We start from the raw sequence: 1,693 nt of genomic DNA, 5'->3' as shown, positions 1-1,693 counted from the left end.
GCATCGCGCCGGCGGGGAATAATCCGGACTACGGTCCGGTTGGCCGGGTGGTACCGGTTAGCCTCACTTTAAGGAGAATCCGCATGACCACAGCCGTTGGTGTCCAAAAGCTCACCGCCGGGACCTGGGCGATCGACCCGATCCACTCCTCAATCAACTTCTCGGTGCGCCATCTGATGGTCGGCAAGATTCACGGCAGATTCGACCAGTTCAGCGGCGCCATCACGGTCGCCGAAGACGGCACCCCGTCCGTCACCGCCAACGTCGACGTGAACTCCATCGACACCGGCAACGAGCAGCGTGAGGCGCACATCAAGGCCCCCGATTTCTTCGACGTCGCCCAGTTCCCGACCGCGACGTTCGTGTCCACCGCGGTGCGGGCCGACGGGGACGACTACGTGCTCGACGGCGATTTCACACTCAAGGGCGTCACCACCCCGGTCACCATGACGCTGGTGTTCAACGGCGTCAATCCCGGCGTGGGACGCGGCGAAGTCGCCGGCTTCGACGCCTCGGTTGTGCTGAGCCGCAAGGATTTCGGAGTCGGCGGCGAGTTGCCGCTCGAAGGTGGCGGCACGATGCTGGGGGACAAGGTCACGATCACGCTGGCGATTGAGGCCCTCAAGCAAGCCTGACCTGGCGAAGCGCGCCGGGCGGCTGCCTCGCTGGCGTGCTGGCTCATTTCGTGTCGTCGATGAACAGCGCGATCGACGCGGTAAACGCGTGCAACGCGTTGCGGCCCGCGATCGGGCCCATCTCTCCGGCGGCGAAGAAACCGGCGAGCGGAATCCCGCCGAGCAGGTCCTGGATGGTGGCCGCGTCGTGGTCGGCGACCCCGAACATCTGCCGCCCACGCCCGTTGCAGGTGAACAACAGCGCGCCTATCGGACGTCCGGGCAGTTCGGCTGCCGCCCGCTCTAAGGTCAGGCGCAGGTCTTTGTCGGCGCCCACCGCGTCATGGACCTGGAACTGTACAGTCGCGCCGACCTCGACCACCTCGCCGATCTGGATCGCCCCGGTCGAGGTGTCGGCGCCGAACACGCCGCGGATCAGGAAGTCGCCCTGACCCGGCGCCGCCAGGTGCTCGTCGACGACGATCCCGATGTGCAGGCCGCGGCTGACCAATGCCTGCTCGTCGGGCGGCAGCCCCTCGACGATCTCGCGCAGCCGCTGCAGCGGCGGTCGCCCACCCAGCTCGGAGATCGCGGCGCCGTCGGCACCCGTGACGATGTAGGGGTGGCCGATCGGCCGGCAGCCCTGCGACACGATCGGGACAGCGTGCATGCCGGGTAGGCGCACGCCGACGAGGCCGGAGGTGAACACGTCGTGGTCGCGGAACAGCCGCGTGCTGCCCGGTCCCCGCCCACCGCTCACCAGGCCGCCCACCACGGCGGCCTTTCCCGGCAGGTCGGTGTTGAGGTGCTCGATGAGCAGGCTCGACGGGAATGTGTACGGGTCCGGCAGCAGCAGGTGGAGATCGTGCGCGGTCTGGTCGAATCGGTAACCAGCGAGCAGGCCACCCGAGCTGGTGGGGACGAAGTTCAGCCGGAACGTCTCGGCGGCCAGGCCGGACGCCAGCCACACCGCCACCGCGGGCTCGTCCTCCATCTCGTGGCGGCCGGCGACGACCGCTTGGGCCATGCAACCGATCAGCGCGGGCGGCTCGACCGTCTCCTGCACCGCGGCGAGGACG

2 protein-coding genes are annotated in these 1,693 nt (G+C 68.5%); one reads left to right on the top strand and one right to left on the bottom strand.

Annotation, left to right across the window (positions count from 1 at the left end):
* The first annotated feature begins 83 nt into the window (after positions 1–83).
* Positions 84–635: a YceI family protein gene (locus tag WAN71_RS22735; protein WP_422227495.1), complete on the top strand. Its 552-nt coding sequence runs from the start codon at positions 84–86 to the stop codon at positions 633–635.
* Positions 636–678: 43 nt separating this feature from the next.
* On the opposite strand, the gene WAN71_RS22730 is transcribed toward WAN71_RS22735, so the two are convergent.
* A partial coding sequence (locus tag WAN71_RS22730) for an FIST signal transduction protein (RefSeq protein WP_422227494.1) occupies positions 679–1,693 on the bottom strand: 1,015 nt, incomplete at its 5' end.

This window comes from Mycobacterium sp., assembly GCF_049280035.1.
GTDB lineage: Bacteria > Actinomycetota > Actinomycetes > Mycobacteriales > Mycobacteriaceae > Mycobacterium.
The sequence above is the reverse complement of the archived record's forward strand: the minus strand, read 5'-3'. Positions and strand labels throughout refer to the sequence as shown.